Origin of the sequence: Mesorhizobium sp. M0011 (assembly GCF_040324155.1) — a bacterium.
Classification (GTDB): domain Bacteria; phylum Pseudomonadota; class Alphaproteobacteria; order Rhizobiales; family Rhizobiaceae; genus Mesorhizobium.
This window is the reverse complement of sequence record NZ_JAMYVQ010000007.1, coordinates 86179-99842: the sequence shown is the minus strand read 5'-3', so window position 1 is coordinate 99842 and position 13664 is coordinate 86179. Positions and strand designations below refer to the sequence as shown.

General features: G+C 61.5%; 14 protein-coding genes. 3 read left to right on the top strand and 11 right to left on the bottom strand.

Annotation, left to right across the window (positions count from 1 at the left end; translation table 11 throughout):
- Window positions 1-19 precede the first annotated feature (19 nt).
- The 4 genes from fba to NKK51_RS10410 are packed head-to-tail and all read right to left on the bottom strand — an operon-like array spanning window position 20 to window position 5061.
- Complete coding sequence (gene fba / locus NKK51_RS10425) at window positions 20-1099, bottom strand: class II fructose-bisphosphate aldolase (RefSeq protein ID WP_023810402.1); 1080 nt, start codon at window positions 1097-1099, stop codon at window positions 20-22.
- Between the two features lie 11 nt (window positions 1100-1110).
- Window positions 1111-3123, bottom strand: a complete 2013-nt coding sequence (tkt, locus tag NKK51_RS10420) for a transketolase (RefSeq protein WP_352552660.1) — start codon at window positions 3121-3123, stop codon at window positions 1111-1113.
- Between the two features lie 10 nt (window positions 3124-3133).
- The gene (locus NKK51_RS10415; RefSeq protein ID WP_352440189.1) at window positions 3134-4006 is read right to left on the bottom strand and encodes a phosphoribulokinase; all 873 of its coding nucleotides are present in this window, start codon (window positions 4004-4006) and stop codon (window positions 3134-3136) included.
- A gap of 8 nt (window positions 4007-4014) precedes the next feature.
- A complete protein-coding gene (locus NKK51_RS10410; RefSeq protein WP_023810405.1) occupies window positions 4015-5061 on the bottom strand; it encodes a class 1 fructose-bisphosphatase in 1047 nt (348 codons plus the stop codon).
- 124 nt (window positions 5062-5185) lie between these two features.
- On the opposite strand from NKK51_RS10410, the gene NKK51_RS10405 reads away from it, so the two are divergent.
- Both NKK51_RS10405 and NKK51_RS10400 read left to right on the top strand, forming a co-directional pair.
- Complete coding sequence (locus tag NKK51_RS10405) at window positions 5186-6124, top strand: LysR family transcriptional regulator (protein ID WP_352552658.1); 939 nt, start codon at window positions 5186-5188, stop codon at window positions 6122-6124.
- Between the two features lie 200 nt (window positions 6125-6324).
- A complete protein-coding gene (locus NKK51_RS10400; protein WP_352552657.1) occupies window positions 6325-6525 on the top strand; it encodes a hypothetical protein in 201 nt (66 codons plus the stop codon).
- A 16-nt stretch (window positions 6526-6541) separates the two neighbouring features.
- Here the strand turns inward: NKK51_RS10400 and NKK51_RS10395 are convergent, their stop codons facing one another.
- From NKK51_RS10395 to NKK51_RS10365, 7 genes are read right to left on the bottom strand one after another with little or no spacing between them, the layout of a single operon-like run.
- A complete protein-coding gene (locus tag NKK51_RS10395; protein WP_352552655.1) occupies window positions 6542-7117 on the bottom strand; it encodes a hypothetical protein in 576 nt (191 codons plus the stop codon).
- A 53-nt stretch (window positions 7118-7170) separates the two neighbouring features.
- Window positions 7171-8007 carry a lanthanide ABC transporter permease protein PedC gene (locus tag NKK51_RS10390; protein WP_050580490.1) on the bottom strand — a complete coding sequence of 279 codons (837 nt, stop codon included), beginning with the start codon at window positions 8005-8007 and terminating at the stop codon, window positions 7171-7173.
- Window positions 8008-8042: 35 nt separating this feature from the next.
- The gene (locus tag NKK51_RS10385) at window positions 8043-8831 is read right to left on the bottom strand and encodes a lanthanide ABC transporter ATP-binding protein PedB/LutE (RefSeq protein ID WP_352552653.1); all 789 of its coding nucleotides are present in this window, start codon (window positions 8829-8831) and stop codon (window positions 8043-8045) included.
- 55 nt (window positions 8832-8886) lie between these two features.
- Window positions 8887-9330, bottom strand: coding sequence for a hypothetical protein (locus NKK51_RS10380; RefSeq protein ID WP_023810411.1), 444 nt, complete (start codon window positions 9328-9330; stop codon window positions 8887-8889).
- Between the two features lie 29 nt (window positions 9331-9359).
- Window positions 9360-10331: a YVTN family beta-propeller repeat protein gene (locus tag NKK51_RS10375; protein WP_023810412.1), complete on the bottom strand. Its 972-nt coding sequence runs from the start codon at window positions 10329-10331 to the stop codon at window positions 9360-9362.
- 21 nt (window positions 10332-10352) lie between these two features.
- Window positions 10353-11582 (bottom strand): lanthanide ABC transporter ABC transporter substrate-binding protein PedA1, encoded by a 1230-nt coding sequence (locus tag NKK51_RS10370; RefSeq protein ID WP_352552651.1) that lies wholly within the window; start codon window positions 11580-11582, stop codon window positions 10353-10355.
- Window positions 11464-11781: a hypothetical protein gene (locus NKK51_RS10365; protein WP_352552864.1), complete on the bottom strand. Its 318-nt coding sequence runs from the start codon at window positions 11779-11781 to the stop codon at window positions 11464-11466. The genes NKK51_RS10370 and NKK51_RS10365 overlap by 119 nt, the downstream gene beginning before the upstream one ends.
- A 51-nt stretch (window positions 11782-11832) precedes the next feature.
- Here NKK51_RS10365 and NKK51_RS10360 point away from each other — a divergent pair, with 51 nt between their 5' ends.
- Window positions 11833-13662, top strand: a complete 1830-nt coding sequence (locus tag NKK51_RS10360; RefSeq protein WP_352552650.1) for a (5-formylfuran-3-yl)methyl phosphate synthase — start codon at window positions 11833-11835, stop codon at window positions 13660-13662.
- Window positions 13663-13664: the final 2 nt, after the last annotated feature.

The following is a 13664-nucleotide window of genomic DNA, read 5'->3' as shown; positions in this document are numbered from 1 at the left end:
CAGGTCTCCTGTTTGTTGCTCAGGCGGCTTTCGCGGTTGCGATATGGGGGTCGAGTTTTCCCGCGGCGTAACGTTTCGCCATCTCGTCCATGGCGATGACCTTGATCTTCGAGGCGTTGGACGCCGTACCGAAGCGCTCGAAGCGGTCCCGGCAAAGGTCGCGCAAGGCATCCATGGCGGGTTTCAGGAATTTGCGGGGATCGAACTCGCGCGGGTCTTCCGTCGCGACGCGGCGGAACTGCCCGGCCATGGCCATGCGGCAATCGGTGTCGATGTTGACCTTGCGCACGCCGTAGCGGATGCCGCGCTCGATCTCCTCGACCGGAACGCCAAAGGTCTGGGGCATCTCGCCGCCGTATCTGTTGATGATGTCCTGCAGCTCCTGCGGCACCGAGGAAGAGCCGTGCATGACCAGATGCGTGTTGGGCAGCTTCTCGTGGATCGCCTCGATCACCTGCATAGCCAGGATGTCGCCGTCCGGCTTGCGGGTGAATTTGTAGGCGCCGTGCGAGGTGCCGCAGGCAATCGCCAGCGCGTCGACCTGGGTTGCGGTCACAAAATCGACCGCCTGATCTGGATCGGTCAAGAGTTGGTCGTGAGAGAGCGCGCCCTCGGCGCCGTGGCCATCCTCCGCCTCGCTTTGGCCGGTTTCCAGCGAACCGAGCACGCCCAGTTCGCCTTCGACGGAAGCGCCGACCCAATGCGCCATGCGTGCGACGCGTTCGGTTATGGCGACGTTGTAGTCGTAGCTTGCCGGCGTCTTGGCGTCCGCCATCAAGGATCCGTCCATCATCACCGAGGTGAAGCCGTGGCGGATCGCGGAAAGGCAGGTGGCCTCGCTGTTGCCGTGGTCTTGATGGATGCATAGCGGGATGGCCGGGTGGATTTCGGTCAGCGCCTCCATCATCTTGGCCAGCATGATGTCGTTGGCATAGGACCGGGCGCCACGTGAAGCCTGGATGATGACTGGCGCGTCGCAGGCCTTGGCCGCCTCCATGATGGCGAGGCCCTGTTCCATGTTGTTGATGTTGAATGCCGGAACGCCGTAGCCGTGCTCGGCGGCATGGTCGAGAAGCTGGCGAAGGGTGATGCGAGCCATTGTGAATCCTCCTAGATGATGAGCTTCAGCGCCGCTGCAGCAACCGCTTCGGATGTTATGTTGAAATGCCGGTAGAGGTCGGGGGCAGGGGCGCTGGCGCCGAAGCCGGTCATGCCGACGAAAGCGCCGGTCTCGCCGATCCAGCGGTCCCAGCCCAGCCGGGCTGCCGCTTCGACCGCGACGCGCGGCGCCGAGCCGAGGACGGCCTTGCGGGTGGCGCTTTCCTGCTCCTCGAAAAGCTCCCAGCACGGCATCGACACGACGGCGGCGGCGACGCCATGCTCGGTCTCCAGCCTTTCGGCGGCAGCAGCCGCGATCTCGACCTCCGAGCCGGTGGCGATCAGGGTGACGGCGCGGTGCTTTGTCGGCTCGCGCAGGATGTAAGCGCCCTGGCAGGAGCGGTTCTCGTCGCTGTGCGACCGACGCAGCATAGGCAGGTTCTGGCGCGACAGCACCAGGACGCTCGGCCGATCCTTGCTCTTTAGCGCGAGTTCCCAGCACTCCGCCGTTTCGATGACATCCGCCGGGCGGAAGACGTTGAGATTAGGCGTGGCACGCAGCATCGCAAGGTGCTCGACCGGCTGGTGCGTCGGGCCGTCCTCGCCGAGGCCGATGGAATCGTGTGTCATCACATAGATGACGCGCTGGCCCATGAGCGCCGAGAGCCGCATCGCGCCGCGCGCATAATCGGCGAAGCACAGGAACGTACCGCCATAGGGCACGAAACCACCATGCAGCGCGATGCCGTTCATGGCGGCCGCCATGCCGTGCTCACGAATGCCGTAGTGAATGTAGCGGCCGGCATAATCACCCGGCGCAATGCGGTTCATGCCCTTGGTGATCGTCAGATTTGAATGCGTCAGATCGGCCGAGCCGCCGACGGTCAATTCCGTTGCGCTGTTGATGACCTCCAGCGCCATCTCGGAGGCTTTTCGCGTCGCCACCTTGGTTGCCTTCTCGACATGTTCGCGACGAAAGGCTTCGAGCGCTTCGAAGACCGTGTCGGGCAGTTCGGCGGCGACGGCGTTTTCAAAAGCCTCGCGCCGCGGCGAGGCGGCAAGCCGCTGCTCCCAGGCGCGCCGCATCGCTTCGCCGCGACCGGCAATCTCGCGCCAGGCGAAAAGGATATCATCCGGCACATCGAACGGCGCGTGGGCCCAGCCGATGTTTTCGCGTGTCGCGGCGATCTCTACTTCACCCAGCGGTGCGCCGTGCGTCTTCTCCGAACCGCCGAGATTGGGGGCACCCATGCCGATCACTGTGCGGCAGGCAATCAGCGATGGCCGATCCGACCGCCGCGCCGACTCGATTGCCGCGGCGACTGCCTCCATGTCGTGGCCGGCGACGCTTTGGACATCCCAGCCGGCGGCCTTGAAGCGCGCCGGCTGGTCCATCGACGTGGAGAGGGAGGTCGGCCCGTCAATGGAAATCGCATTGTCGTCCCAGAAGACGATCAGGCGGGAAAGCTTCAGGTGACCAGCGAGGTCTATCGCCTCGTGACTGATGCCCTCCTGAAGGCAGCCGTCGCCCGCAATCACATAGGTATGATGATCGACCAGATCGGTACCGTAGCGGGCGGCAAGCATACGTTCCGCCAGCGCCATGCCGACGGCCGTGGAAATGCCCTGTCCGAGCGGTCCGGTGGTGGTCTCCACGCCAAGCGCATGGCCGTATTCCGGATGCCCGGCGGTGCGGCTGCCCAACTGCCGAAATCGCTGCAATTCCTCGACCTGCATGTCCTCATAGCCGAGCAAATGATGCAGCGCGTATTGCAGCATTGAGCCGTGGCCGGCTGAAAGCACGAAACGGTCACGGTCGGGCCAGCCCGGCCTCGACGGATCGATGTTGATGAAGCGGTTGAACAGCACCGTTGCGACATCGGCCATGCCCATCGGCATGCCAGGGTGACCCGAATTCGCCTTTTGGACGCTGTCCATCGCCAGCGCGCGAATGGCGTTCGCCATGTCGCGCTCCGAGACGGGAGCGGTTGTGGTGACGGGCTTCAGTGCTGTTTGGCTGGTCATTGCATCCTCCTCACGACACACGGCTCTTGCGTTCAGTCAATTGCAGAATGAGCGGCGTCAGGATCAGCTGCATGGCAAGATCGAGCTTGTTGCCTGGCACCACGATGGAATTTGGCCGCGACATGAACGAGTCGTGGATCATCGACAGCAGATACGGAAAATCGATGCCGCGCGGATTGGCGAAGCGGATAACCAGCATCGATTCGTCGGGCGTCGGAATCCAGCGCGCGATAAACGGGTTGGACGTATCGACGATCGGCACGCGCTGGAAGTTGATGGCGGTCTGCGAGAATTGCGGGACAATGTAGCGGACATAGTCGGGCATCCGGCGCAGGATGACGTCCATCACCGCCTCGGTGGAATAGCCGCGTGTCGAACGGTCGCGATGGATCTTCTGGATCCATTCGAGATTGATGACCGGCACGACGCCGATCTTGAGATCCGCATGCTTGGCCAAATTGATCGTGTCGGTGACGACACAGCCGTGCAGCCCCTCGTAGAAGAGCAGGTCGCTGGGAGCGAATTCGCGCCATTCGGTAAAGGTTCCCGGGGGCGTGCCGTGCTGCTTTTCCTCTTCCTCATCATGAATGTAGGTGCGGGTCTTGCCGGTTCCGCGGCGGCCATATTCCGCGAACACCTCTTCGAGAATTCCGAGTTCGTTGGCCGCGGCATTGAAATGGGTGAAGTTCGGGTTGCCGGCCTTTTCCTCCTCGGCCACCTTTGCCTTCATCGCCGCGCGGTCGTAGCGGTGGAATGCGTCGCCTTCGATGAAAGCGGCCTCGATGTTCTCGCGCCGGAAAATCAGCTCGAAGATGCGCTTGACCGAGGTCGTGCCGGCGCCCGACGACCCGGTGATGGTGATGATGGGGTGCTTGGCTGACATGGTGCTGCTCAGGCTCTGAACAGGCCGCGGCGGCTGAACAGCGGCGCACGCTCACCGATGTTGCTCGGCTCTGTGTGGTAGCGGGTGATGCGCGCGACTTCCCGCGCCGACCCGAAGATCATCGGCACGCGCTGATGCAGGCTCTCGGGTTCGATTTCCAGGATACGGTTGATCGCATCGGTGGCGGCACCGCCAGCCTGTTCTATGAGATAGGCGATCGGGTTGGCCTCGTAGACGAGGCGCAGCCGTCCCTGACCATAGCCCTTGCGCCGATCGCCGGGGTAGAGAAAAACGCCGCCGCGCATCAATATGCGGTAACAGTCGGCAACCAGAGAGGCGATCCAGCGCATGTTGAAATCCTTCTCGCGCGGTCCTTCGGTGCCCTCCAGGCAGTCGTCTACATAGAGCCGCACGGCCTCGTCCCAGTGCCGGTAGTTGGCGGCGTTGATGGCGAACTCCTGAGTGCGTTGCGGAATGATCCGGCTTTCATAGGCCTGGACGAAGGTTCCGAGCCTTGTCGAGAAGACGAAGACATGCGTGCCGCTGCCGAGCGACAGGACGAGTGCCAGCTGCGGCCCATAGATGAAGAAACCGGCGCCTAGCTGGTTCACGCCCGCCTGCAGGAAAGAGGCGGCCGGATCAGCGTCCGGCGCGCCAGTTGCGGTCAGGAGCGAGAAGATCGTTCCGATCGACACGTTGGTGTCGATGTTGGAAGAGCCGTCGAGCGGGTCGATCGCGATGGCGAGTGGCGCTTGCCTGTCGAGCAGGACTGGCTGCTCCAGCTCCTCGGAGGCGTAAAGCGCGACCGGCGCACGGCGCATGGCGTCGAGGAAGATGTCGTCGGAGAAGACGTCGAGATCCTTCTGGACGTCGCCATCGGCATTGGCGCCACGGGTTTCGGCAAAGGCGGCGCCGAGCACCCCTTGGTTGATGGTGTTGCGGACCTTGATGGCGGCCTGTGTCAACTGACGGACGGTCGTCACAACTGCCGAGCGAAATTCGTCAGGCTGGCCGAGATAGGAGTTCAGAAAAGCGTCGAGCGTTGCCGCTGGCATCGTAACCTCCCGGTCGGGCCGCATCTCCTCGGAGCGGCTGGACTGGAGGAATGGAAACAAACGTCGCCAGATAAGTAAAATTCAATAACTTTACTTAACCAGTAAAAATAATTTAGTGTGCGGCATGAGAAACCTCACGCTTAAGCATTTCAAGACCGTCCAGGCAATCATCAAGTGCGGCAAAATTGTCAGCGCAGCCAAGATGTTAGGTCTGTCTCCTCCAGCGCTGACAATCCAGCTGCGGCAAGTGGAGGAAGAATTCCAGCTGGCTCTGTTCGACCGAACGTCGGACGGCATGCGTCCCACTGCCGCAGGTCGGGCTTTCGTCGAGACAGCGCAGGTTATCGAGGAGCATCTCGGTTTGCTCGAAGACAAGATGGATGCCATCAAGGGCCTACGCACCGGCAGCTTGAGGCTCGGCGTTGTTTCCACCGCCAAATATTTCGCGCCGCGGCTGATGGCTGCGTTCATGAAGGACCATCCCGACATCGACATGCGGCTTGCCATCGGCAACCGTGCCCAGACGATCGACAACCTCAAGAACCACGACATCGATATCGCGCTGATGGGGCGCCCGGCGAAGGAGGTTCCGGTGCGTGCTTCGGTCTTCGGCGATCACCCGCTGGTCATCATCGCGCCGCCCGACCATCCGTTGGTCGCGGCGCGCGATATCTCCAAGGAGCGCATCTCCGAGGAGCATTTCCTTATTCGCGAGCCCGGCTCCGGAACCCGCATCTCGTTGGAAATATTCCTGAGCGACGTACCTGGGCGCATCGACGACCTCGGTGTCGAGATGGCCTCGAACGAAACGATCAAGCAGGCGGTGATGGCTGGTCTCGGCATCGCCTTCATCTCTGCCCACACCATCGCTGCGGAAACCGAAGCAGGCCGGCTTGTCATCCTCGACGTTGTCGGCATGCCGATCCGCCGGCAATGGTTTTCGGTGATGCGAACCGATCACGCGATCTCGCCGGCCATGGCCACGTTCAACGATTTCCTGATGCGCAAGGGCGCGATGTATCTGCCCCTTTTCGGAAAGCTGTATCCAGACAAGGCGGGATGACATTGCACGAACGCGGCGGATGAAAGCCCGGTGGAGAACGCTCGCGATCGTTGGTGTTATATAAGCAATATGTTATGTTGCAGTGCGAAAGAGCGGGGGCCGCGTCTTTCACACCCGTAAGCGATCCGTATGTGCAACCCCTGCAGACTGTTCGGAAACCTCCCGGGTAGCGTTCGGGAATTCGAAGGGGAAAAGGGGCAATGCTCTACACACTCGTTATGATGGTCTGCCTGACGGATGTACCGCGGACCTGCGAACAACGCGAACAAATGGTGGACGGTATGGCGATGAACCCCGGGACCGCCTTCATGCAGGCGCAGCCGCTGGTGGCTCGGTGGATCGAGACGCATCCCGGTTATTTCGTGCAGCGCTGGCGTGTGCTGCCTGGCAGGGGGTCATGAGGCAGGCGGCCAAGGTCTATTTCTTCACGGCGAGCGTTTCCGAGACGGTCTTCGACAACTGGTAAAGCCGCTGCTCGATTATCGTAGGTACATCGCAGACATAAGTCAGCGACTGGACCCGTTCGGTGAAAATTCGCGTCGCGAAATTCAGTTGGTCGGTTCGCCGTTCGACTTCGTCCGGATCCGCATCGGCCTTGGCGCGCAGCGCGTCGACTTCGGATGCTTCCTTGCGCAACTGTGCCGCCATTTCGAGCTGTTTGTGGGCATAGCGGGAGATGCCGGAGATCACGTGCGAACGCTCGGCGTCCATTTGGTCGAACATTCCCTGCACCAGCATCGTCATTTTTGGCGCAACCTGCTCGGGCGGCAGGGAAGTCGCGAAATCCTTGATCTCTTTTTGGGCTTCGGCAATCGGCGTCCGCCGGGCCGCCACCGCCTCGACAAGCGCCGACACACCGTGATCCTTCGCCCAATCTTTCGCGGTCGCAGGAAGCTCCGGCCCATTCCAGATCTGGCCAAGCGAGAGCTGTGGCACCTTACGCTGCATGCAGGGCCAGTCGGGATCGGTGTTTGCCGCGCCGGCGCTCCCCATCGAGGCAAGCGTGGCGACCAGAACCAGAGTGTGAGCAAGCCTCATTCGCGCCATCAGGCGTTTCCTCCCATGTCCTGTTTGCGGATCACCAAACCGCGCGAAGGGTCGTATGCGATGATGGCGCCGCCCAGAAACAGCAGCGTGCAGCCGGCGACGACGCCCAGCGACAGCCATTCGATCTGCCCGTAGAAGGCAAAGCGGATCAGTTCGACGGCATAGGTGAACGGGTTGCAGAGGCAGATCTTGTAGAGCAGCGGGCTCGCCTCCTGGATGCGCCACAAGGGATACAGCGCCGGAGACGCGAAATAGCCGGGAAAGATGACGAAGTTCATGATGCCGGCGAAGTTTTCGAGCTGCTTGATCAGCGAAGACAAGAGCATGCCGAGCGCGCAAAGCATCATGCCCGACAGGAACAGTGCCGGCAGCACGTAGAGGTAGCCGAGTGGCGGCGCCTTGACGCCCCACAACCAGGCAACGATCAGGAACGCGTAGACCTGCACGATCGATACGGCCACACCAGCGAGCATCTTCGACACCAGCAGGAACCAGCGCGGAAACGGGCTGACCAGCAGGATGCGCATGTTGCCCATCTCGCGGTCGTAGACCATCGACAGCGAAGACTGCATGCCGGAAAACAGCAGGATCATGCCGCAAAGGCCCGGTGTGATATAGACCTCGTAGAGCACATAGGTCTTGTAGGGCGGGATGATCGACACGCCGAGCACCTGGCGAAAGCCGGCGGCGAAGATGAACAGCCAGACGAGCGGCCGGACCAGCGAGGAAATGAAGCGTTCGCGCTGGTGCAGGAAGCGCAGGCACTCGCGCAGGACGACACCTTTCAGGCAAATGAGATAGTGGCGCAGGCCGAATGGCTCAGACCGCACCGGCATGATGCCGGCGAGCTTTCCGGGCATCGCTGGAGCGCTCATGGTGACGTCTCCACCATGCCCGCCGCATCGACGCGGCTGAGCTTCGAAAAGGTTTCACGAAGCGAATTTCCGCCGTTCGCACGGATCACATCCGACACCTTGCCGCTCGCGACCAGGTCACCTCGCCGCAGTATGACGACATGGTCGGCGTCTTCGACTTCGTCGATCAGATGCGTGGCCCAGAGCACGCCGATGCCCTCTGCCTGGACGAGCTTGCGGATGGTGGCGAGGATGCCCGCGCGGGACTCGATGTCGAGGCCGACGGTCGCCTCGTCAAGCAGGAGCAGGGAAGGTCGGTGAAGCAGCGCCCTGGCGATTTCGATGCGTCGCATCTGACCGCCGGAGAGGCTGCGTGCCTTGTCGTGCTGGCGGCCCTGCATGTCGACCGTTTCAAGCAGCGCGGCAATGCGCTGGCGAGCTTCGCGTCCGCCAATGCCATGCAGCGAGGCGTGGTAGGAGAGATTCTGGTAGACGCTGAGGTCGAGGTCGAGCGTGCGTGCCTGGAACACGATGCCGACCCGTCTGAGTGCTTCGCCGGACGCGCGGCGAATGTCATGGCCGAAGATGCGGATCGATCCGTGACGCGTGTCGTAGAGGTGGCTTATCAGTGAGAACAGCGTTGTCTTGCCGGCCCCGTTGAGGCCGAGCAGAACGGTGAAAGTCGCCGGCGCGATCGAGAAGGAGACGTCGTTGAGCGCCCGCTTCTGGCCATAGGAATGGCTGACGGCGCCGACATCGAGCGCCGCCACCTCTTCTCCCGGACCGTTTGTCCTCATATGCTGCATGCCGGGTCGCTCCTTCAGGACGCGTTGGCTATCTGGCGCCCTGGTCGCCTTTGTCTCACTTGATCGTAATCTTGCCCTTCAGTCCCTTGTCGGCAAGGTCGGGAACCGACCAGGTATATTCGCCCGGGCGAACGGTATGGAACTGCACCTGGATCGTTCCCGCATCGTCGAATTCCAGCCAGGCTGGTCCGCCGTCCATATGCACTTCCAAATCGTTGATGACGATCTGGTCCATCCAGACATTGCGGAAGAGGTCGGTCACGAACTTGTATTCGAAACCGCCTTTGGAGGTGATCTTCCAGCGATACCCCTGGCCGGCGATCAGCTCGAAGTCCTTCTGATTGACGGCATAGGTGGAATCGGCCGAACCGATAATCAATTCCGGCAGGTTCTTGCTGGCACGCGACGGTTTTGGTGTTGCGTCGTCGGCGCTTGCTCCGATCGGAGCAAGGACAAATCCGGCGAGCGCGGCGAAGAAAAACCTGCGGCAAAGTTTCATGTCTTGAGCCTCCCGATGATCAATGTCTGCTATTTGGGCGAAATGACCACACCCCAGGGCTGCTGGCCCACGGTGAGCGATTGGACCGGCTCGTCGGTGGCCGTGTCGATGAAGGTGATATCGTTGGAATTGCCATTCGTGGTGATTAGCGTTTTCTGGTCGGGCGTGAAGGCCAGATGCCAGACGCGCTGGCCGACGAGGATGTATTTCTCCACCTCGTAGGTATCGGTATTGATCACCGCGACATGGTTCGCCGGGCCGAGCGCGACATAGGCTTTCTTGCCATCGGCACTGATGGCGATGCCTACCGGCTGGATGGTTTCGGCCCGCAGTCCCTGAATCGCGAACTGGATCTTCTTCACCACTTCGCGTTTGGCGTTGTCGATGACGCTGACGGTGCCGCCAACCTCGGCGCTGACCCAGACCTGCGTGCCGTCGGGCTTGAAGTCGGCGAAGCGCGGGCGCGTGTCGACCAGCACGTTGTCGGTCACCTCATGCGTGCCGGTGTCGATGAAATGCGCCATGCTGGTGGTTTCCGAGGTGTTGACCATGGTCTTGCCATCGGGGCTGACACCCATGCCTTCCGGTTCCACGCCGACCGGAATCTCGGCCAGGACTTGCTTGCTTTCGACGTCGATGGCGGTGACGAGATTATCGTCCTCATTGGCGACATAAAGCGTCTTGCCGTCCGGCGAGAGCACGAACAATTCGGGATCGGGGCCGGATGGCAGCGTACCGACGATTTCAAGCGTCGCGGTATCGATGATCTGGACCGTATCGTCATCGCTGGCGCATAGGTAGACGAATTTGCCGTCATGCGAGATGGTGATGCCGCGAGGTCTCTGGCCGACTTCAACTGTCTTCACCACCTGCATCGTCGCCGTGTCGACGACGGTCATCGTGTTGTCCTTCTCGTTGGAAACGTAGGCCGTATAGGCCGATGCCGGACTGGCCGTCAGGCCGGCCGCGAGAATGGCGAATGCGCAAGCTCGTTTCTGCACGCAAATTCCTCCCGATTGACTCTACTTGAGAGCGCATTTCGTTTCCGGCTGATCGACACCGAGCGTGTCGAGTTCGGAGACCTGGTGAAGATAGCCCTCTTGTGGCGATGTCGAGACGACGGACTTGGTGTCGCCAAGCAGGATCGGCTGGCGAAGCTGGAGGTTCCATTTGCGGAAGGTCAGCTTCTGCCCCTTGAAAGCAGCAACCGAAAAATCGTCAGAGCGCATGTAGTCGCTGATCTTTTTCGCATCGTCGCCCTTGGTGCGCGTGGTGGCCTCGCCGACGGCACGCACCGCCGTCCAGGCCGACATGTCCTTGGAGAGCATCCGCCGGCTCGTCGTCTTCAGGAAGCGGCTCTGCATCTGGATGCCGCCCCATTGTTCGCTGGCGGGATGCCACGACGACGCAACCAGACCGGCCGTGCCGGCGACCAGCCGCGGCGTCCAGGTGCGATAGGGCACGTAGGTCCCGAAAACCTCGCTTTCGTCGGCGACAAGCACCACGTCATGCTCCGGGAGATCTTGCGTGAACACGGAAATCTGCTGCTGTATCTGCGTGGCGCCGGTGTCGGTGCGCCTGGCTGTGCCGGTATCCTTGAATTCCTTCTCGGCGACGATCTGGCCGCCGAAGCGGGTTGCCGCGCGGCGCAACGCATCGGCGTAGAGATGATCCTGCTCATGCGATCCATAGAGCAGCACCCAATTCGGCCACTTCTTCACCATGAGATACTGCGCCAGCGCATCGGCCAGCATGCTGCGCGTCGGCGCGATATGGAAAACGTTGATGCGGCAGTCCTCCTCGCGAAGGCTGTCGTCGGTCGCGCCGACGTTGAAGATCAGCACGCCTTTTTCACGGGCGATGTCGGCGATCGACAGCAATTGTTTGGCTGAAAGATCGGCGACCACATAACGGTCGCCCTTGGCGATCAGATCCTCGAATGCCCGAACCGCGTCGCCTTCGGGTTTGATCTCGGTCACGTCGAGGCTGAATTTCTGGTTGGTGAACTTTCCCGTCGTATTGTTGTCGCCGATCGCCACCTCGGCGCCGGCGACACCTTCGTCGCGTGGCGGCAGGTCGAGCATGGAAAGCGTCAATTGCGGTGCATAGGCCCGCAAATAGCCTATCTTGATTTCAGTTGTCTTTTTTTCCGGCTTCGCCACCGTTTCCTGGCCTGTCGCGTCGGAAACGTTGACGGTCAGGGAAAAAAAGCACAAAAAGGCAGCGAGAGTGCCTGGCACCGCGCTCGTCATCGATAGTAATTACCCATTCTTGCGCAAAGGTTCGACGGTTGCCGGAGCCGCGCCAAGTCAAGGTGCCCATGATCAACTTAGCCGACCCGCAAAATTTATCAAACCCTATCGGACGACTTTTCGCGCCTGCCAGAACGGTGCGGAAAGTCGCCAGCGTCGATTCGCGTGGCAACACCGACGAGACGTGGCGCAGGGGCATCGACCGCCTTTATAAAAACGTCTTGTCCTCCAAACTGGAGAAACTGTTCAAATGACCAGAATGCTGGCAAGCGTCACCGGCATCGAAGAGGCGGAGATCGCTCTTTCTGGAGGTGTCGATATCGTCGACCTGAAGGACCCGAAGGCGGGAGCCCTGGGCGCGGTGTCCACGGAAACCATGCGCCGAACGATTTCGTTCATCGCTGGTCGGGCTCCGGTCAGCGCGGTCTGCGGCGACCTGCCGATGGAACCCGAAACGATCCGCATCAAGGCCGAAGAGATCGCGGCGACCGGCGTCGACTATGTGAAGATCGGATTTTTTCCTTCGGCAAATATCTCTGCCTGCGCACAGGCGCTCGAACCGCTCGCCGCACGAACGAAGCTGATTGCCGTGCTGTTTGCCGATCTGGCGCCGGACTTCGAACTTCTGCCGATATTCGCCAGGCATCGCTTCCATGGCGTGATGGTCGATACCGCGCAAAAGGGGAGGGGCCGGCTGCTCGATCATCTGCCGCCGGAGCGTATTCCGGGATTCGTCGATCGCACGAAATCGCTTGGTCTGATGGTCGGCCTGAGTGGATCGCTGGAAGCTCCGGATATTCCGCGCCTCTTGCCTTTCGCTCCCGATTTTCTCGGCTTTCGGGGGGCGCTGTGTGGCCATTCCGGTCGCACGAGTTCGATCAGCGCCGAGGCGGTCTCGCAGATTCGAGAGTTGATCCCGACGGAATCCGGGACCGGCGGTCAATTGAGTATCGACTATCGCCTGTTGGCGGCGAGAGGCTATTCGCCGGACACCGACCCGACACTGGGCACGGACAGGATTTTTGTGCGGGATTTTGTTCTGCCGGTCCAGATCGGCGCCTACAGCTTCGAGCATGGCCATACTCAAAAAGTGCGCTTTGATGTGACCGCCGACGTGCTGCAAATCACCGACCATCCCGAGGACATGCGCCATGTATTCTCTTATGACATCATCATGGACGGCATTCGCACCATCGTCGCGCGAGGCCATATCCAGCTCAGCGAGGCTTTGGCCGAGCAGGTGGCAGCGCACGTCCTGGAGAACCAGCGGGTCGTGCGCGTTACGGTAAGGGTGGAAAAGCTCGAGCTCGGTCCTGGCGGTGTCGGCGTCGAGATCGAACGCAAGCGCCAATCGGCGGGACGCTGCGCTGCCTCCGGCACCGCTGGCCGAGAAGACGGAAGCGTTGTCTTCCGGCCGCGCCAGGAACGCCCCGAAATGCTCCGACGGGCCATCGTCAAGCTTGGCGGCAGCACGGCCCACGCGGCGGAGATGAAGAGCTGGATCGCAGCGCTGGCGGGTTCCCGGCTGCCGATCGTCATCGTGCCCGGCGGCGGGCTCTTTGCCGATCATGTGCGTGAGACGCAGACACGCATGGATTTTTCCGACACCGCCGCACATGCCATGGCGATCCTGGCCATGGAACAGTTCGGCCATGTCATCCTCGACCGGGACGAAAGGCTGACGCCGGCACGGTCGCTGGATGAGATCGGGCGAGCGTTGGAGGCGGGGAAGGTTCCGGTGTGGCTGCCGTCGTCACTGGCACTGCCGGCGCTGGATGTTCCGGCCTCCTGGGACATTACCTCCGATTCTCTGGCCGCCTGGCTTGCCGGTAAGCTTGGCGCAAACGCGCTGTTGCTTATCAAGCAGACCGGTGCATTCTTCGACAGCGATACCGCTGACAGCCTGAGGACCCGAGGCATTGTCGACCCAGGCTTTGCCGCCATGCTGCCTGACGGCGTCGATTTCCATCTCGCCGGTCCGAAGGATGCTGCCGAGGCCGGCGCGATGCTCGTGTTGGGCAAGCTGCCCGGCATCAGGATCGTGGCTTCTACAGGGTCGTCGGCAAAGAAGGCGGGATAGCC

Coding starts and splice junctions, on each gene's coding strand:
- fba (WP_023810402.1), bottom strand. CDS start 1,099: ATGGCTCGCATCACCCTTCGCCAGCTTCTCGACCATGCCGCCGAGCAC.
- tkt (WP_352552660.1), bottom strand. CDS start 3,123: ATGACCAGCCAAACAGCACTGAAGCCCGTCACCACAACCGCTCCCGTC.
- NKK51_RS10415 (WP_352440189.1), bottom strand. CDS start 4,006: ATGTCAGCCAAGCACCCCATCATCACCATCACCGGGTCGTCGGGCGCC.
- NKK51_RS10410 (WP_023810405.1), bottom strand. CDS start 5,061: ATGCCAGCGGCAACGCTCGACGCTTTTCTGAACTCCTATCTCGGCCAG.
- NKK51_RS10405 (WP_352552658.1), top strand. CDS start 5,186: ATGAGAAACCTCACGCTTAAGCATTTCAAGACCGTCCAGGCAATCATC.
- NKK51_RS10400 (WP_352552657.1), top strand. CDS start 6,325: ATGCTCTACACACTCGTTATGATGGTCTGCCTGACGGATGTACCGCGG.
- NKK51_RS10395 (WP_352552655.1), bottom strand. CDS start 7,117: ATGGGGAGCGCCGGCGCGGCAAACACCGATCCCGACTGGCCCTGCATG.
- NKK51_RS10390 (WP_050580490.1), bottom strand. CDS start 8,007: ATGCCGGTGCGGTCTGAGCCATTCGGCCTGCGCCACTATCTCATTTGC.
- NKK51_RS10385 (WP_352552653.1), bottom strand. CDS start 8,831: ATGCAGCATATGAGGACAAACGGTCCGGGAGAAGAGGTGGCGGCGCTC.
- NKK51_RS10380 (WP_023810411.1), bottom strand. CDS start 9,330: ATGAAACTTTGCCGCAGGTTTTTCTTCGCCGCGCTCGCCGGATTTGTC.
- NKK51_RS10370 (WP_352552651.1), bottom strand. CDS start 11,582: ATGACGAGCGCGGTGCCAGGCACTCTCGCTGCCTTTTTGTGCTTTTTT.
- NKK51_RS10365 (WP_352552864.1), bottom strand. CDS start 11,781: ATGCCCCTGCGCCACGTCTCGTCGGTGTTGCCACGCGAATCGACGCTG.
- NKK51_RS10360 (WP_352552650.1), top strand. CDS start 11,833: ATGACCAGAATGCTGGCAAGCGTCACCGGCATCGAAGAGGCGGAGATC.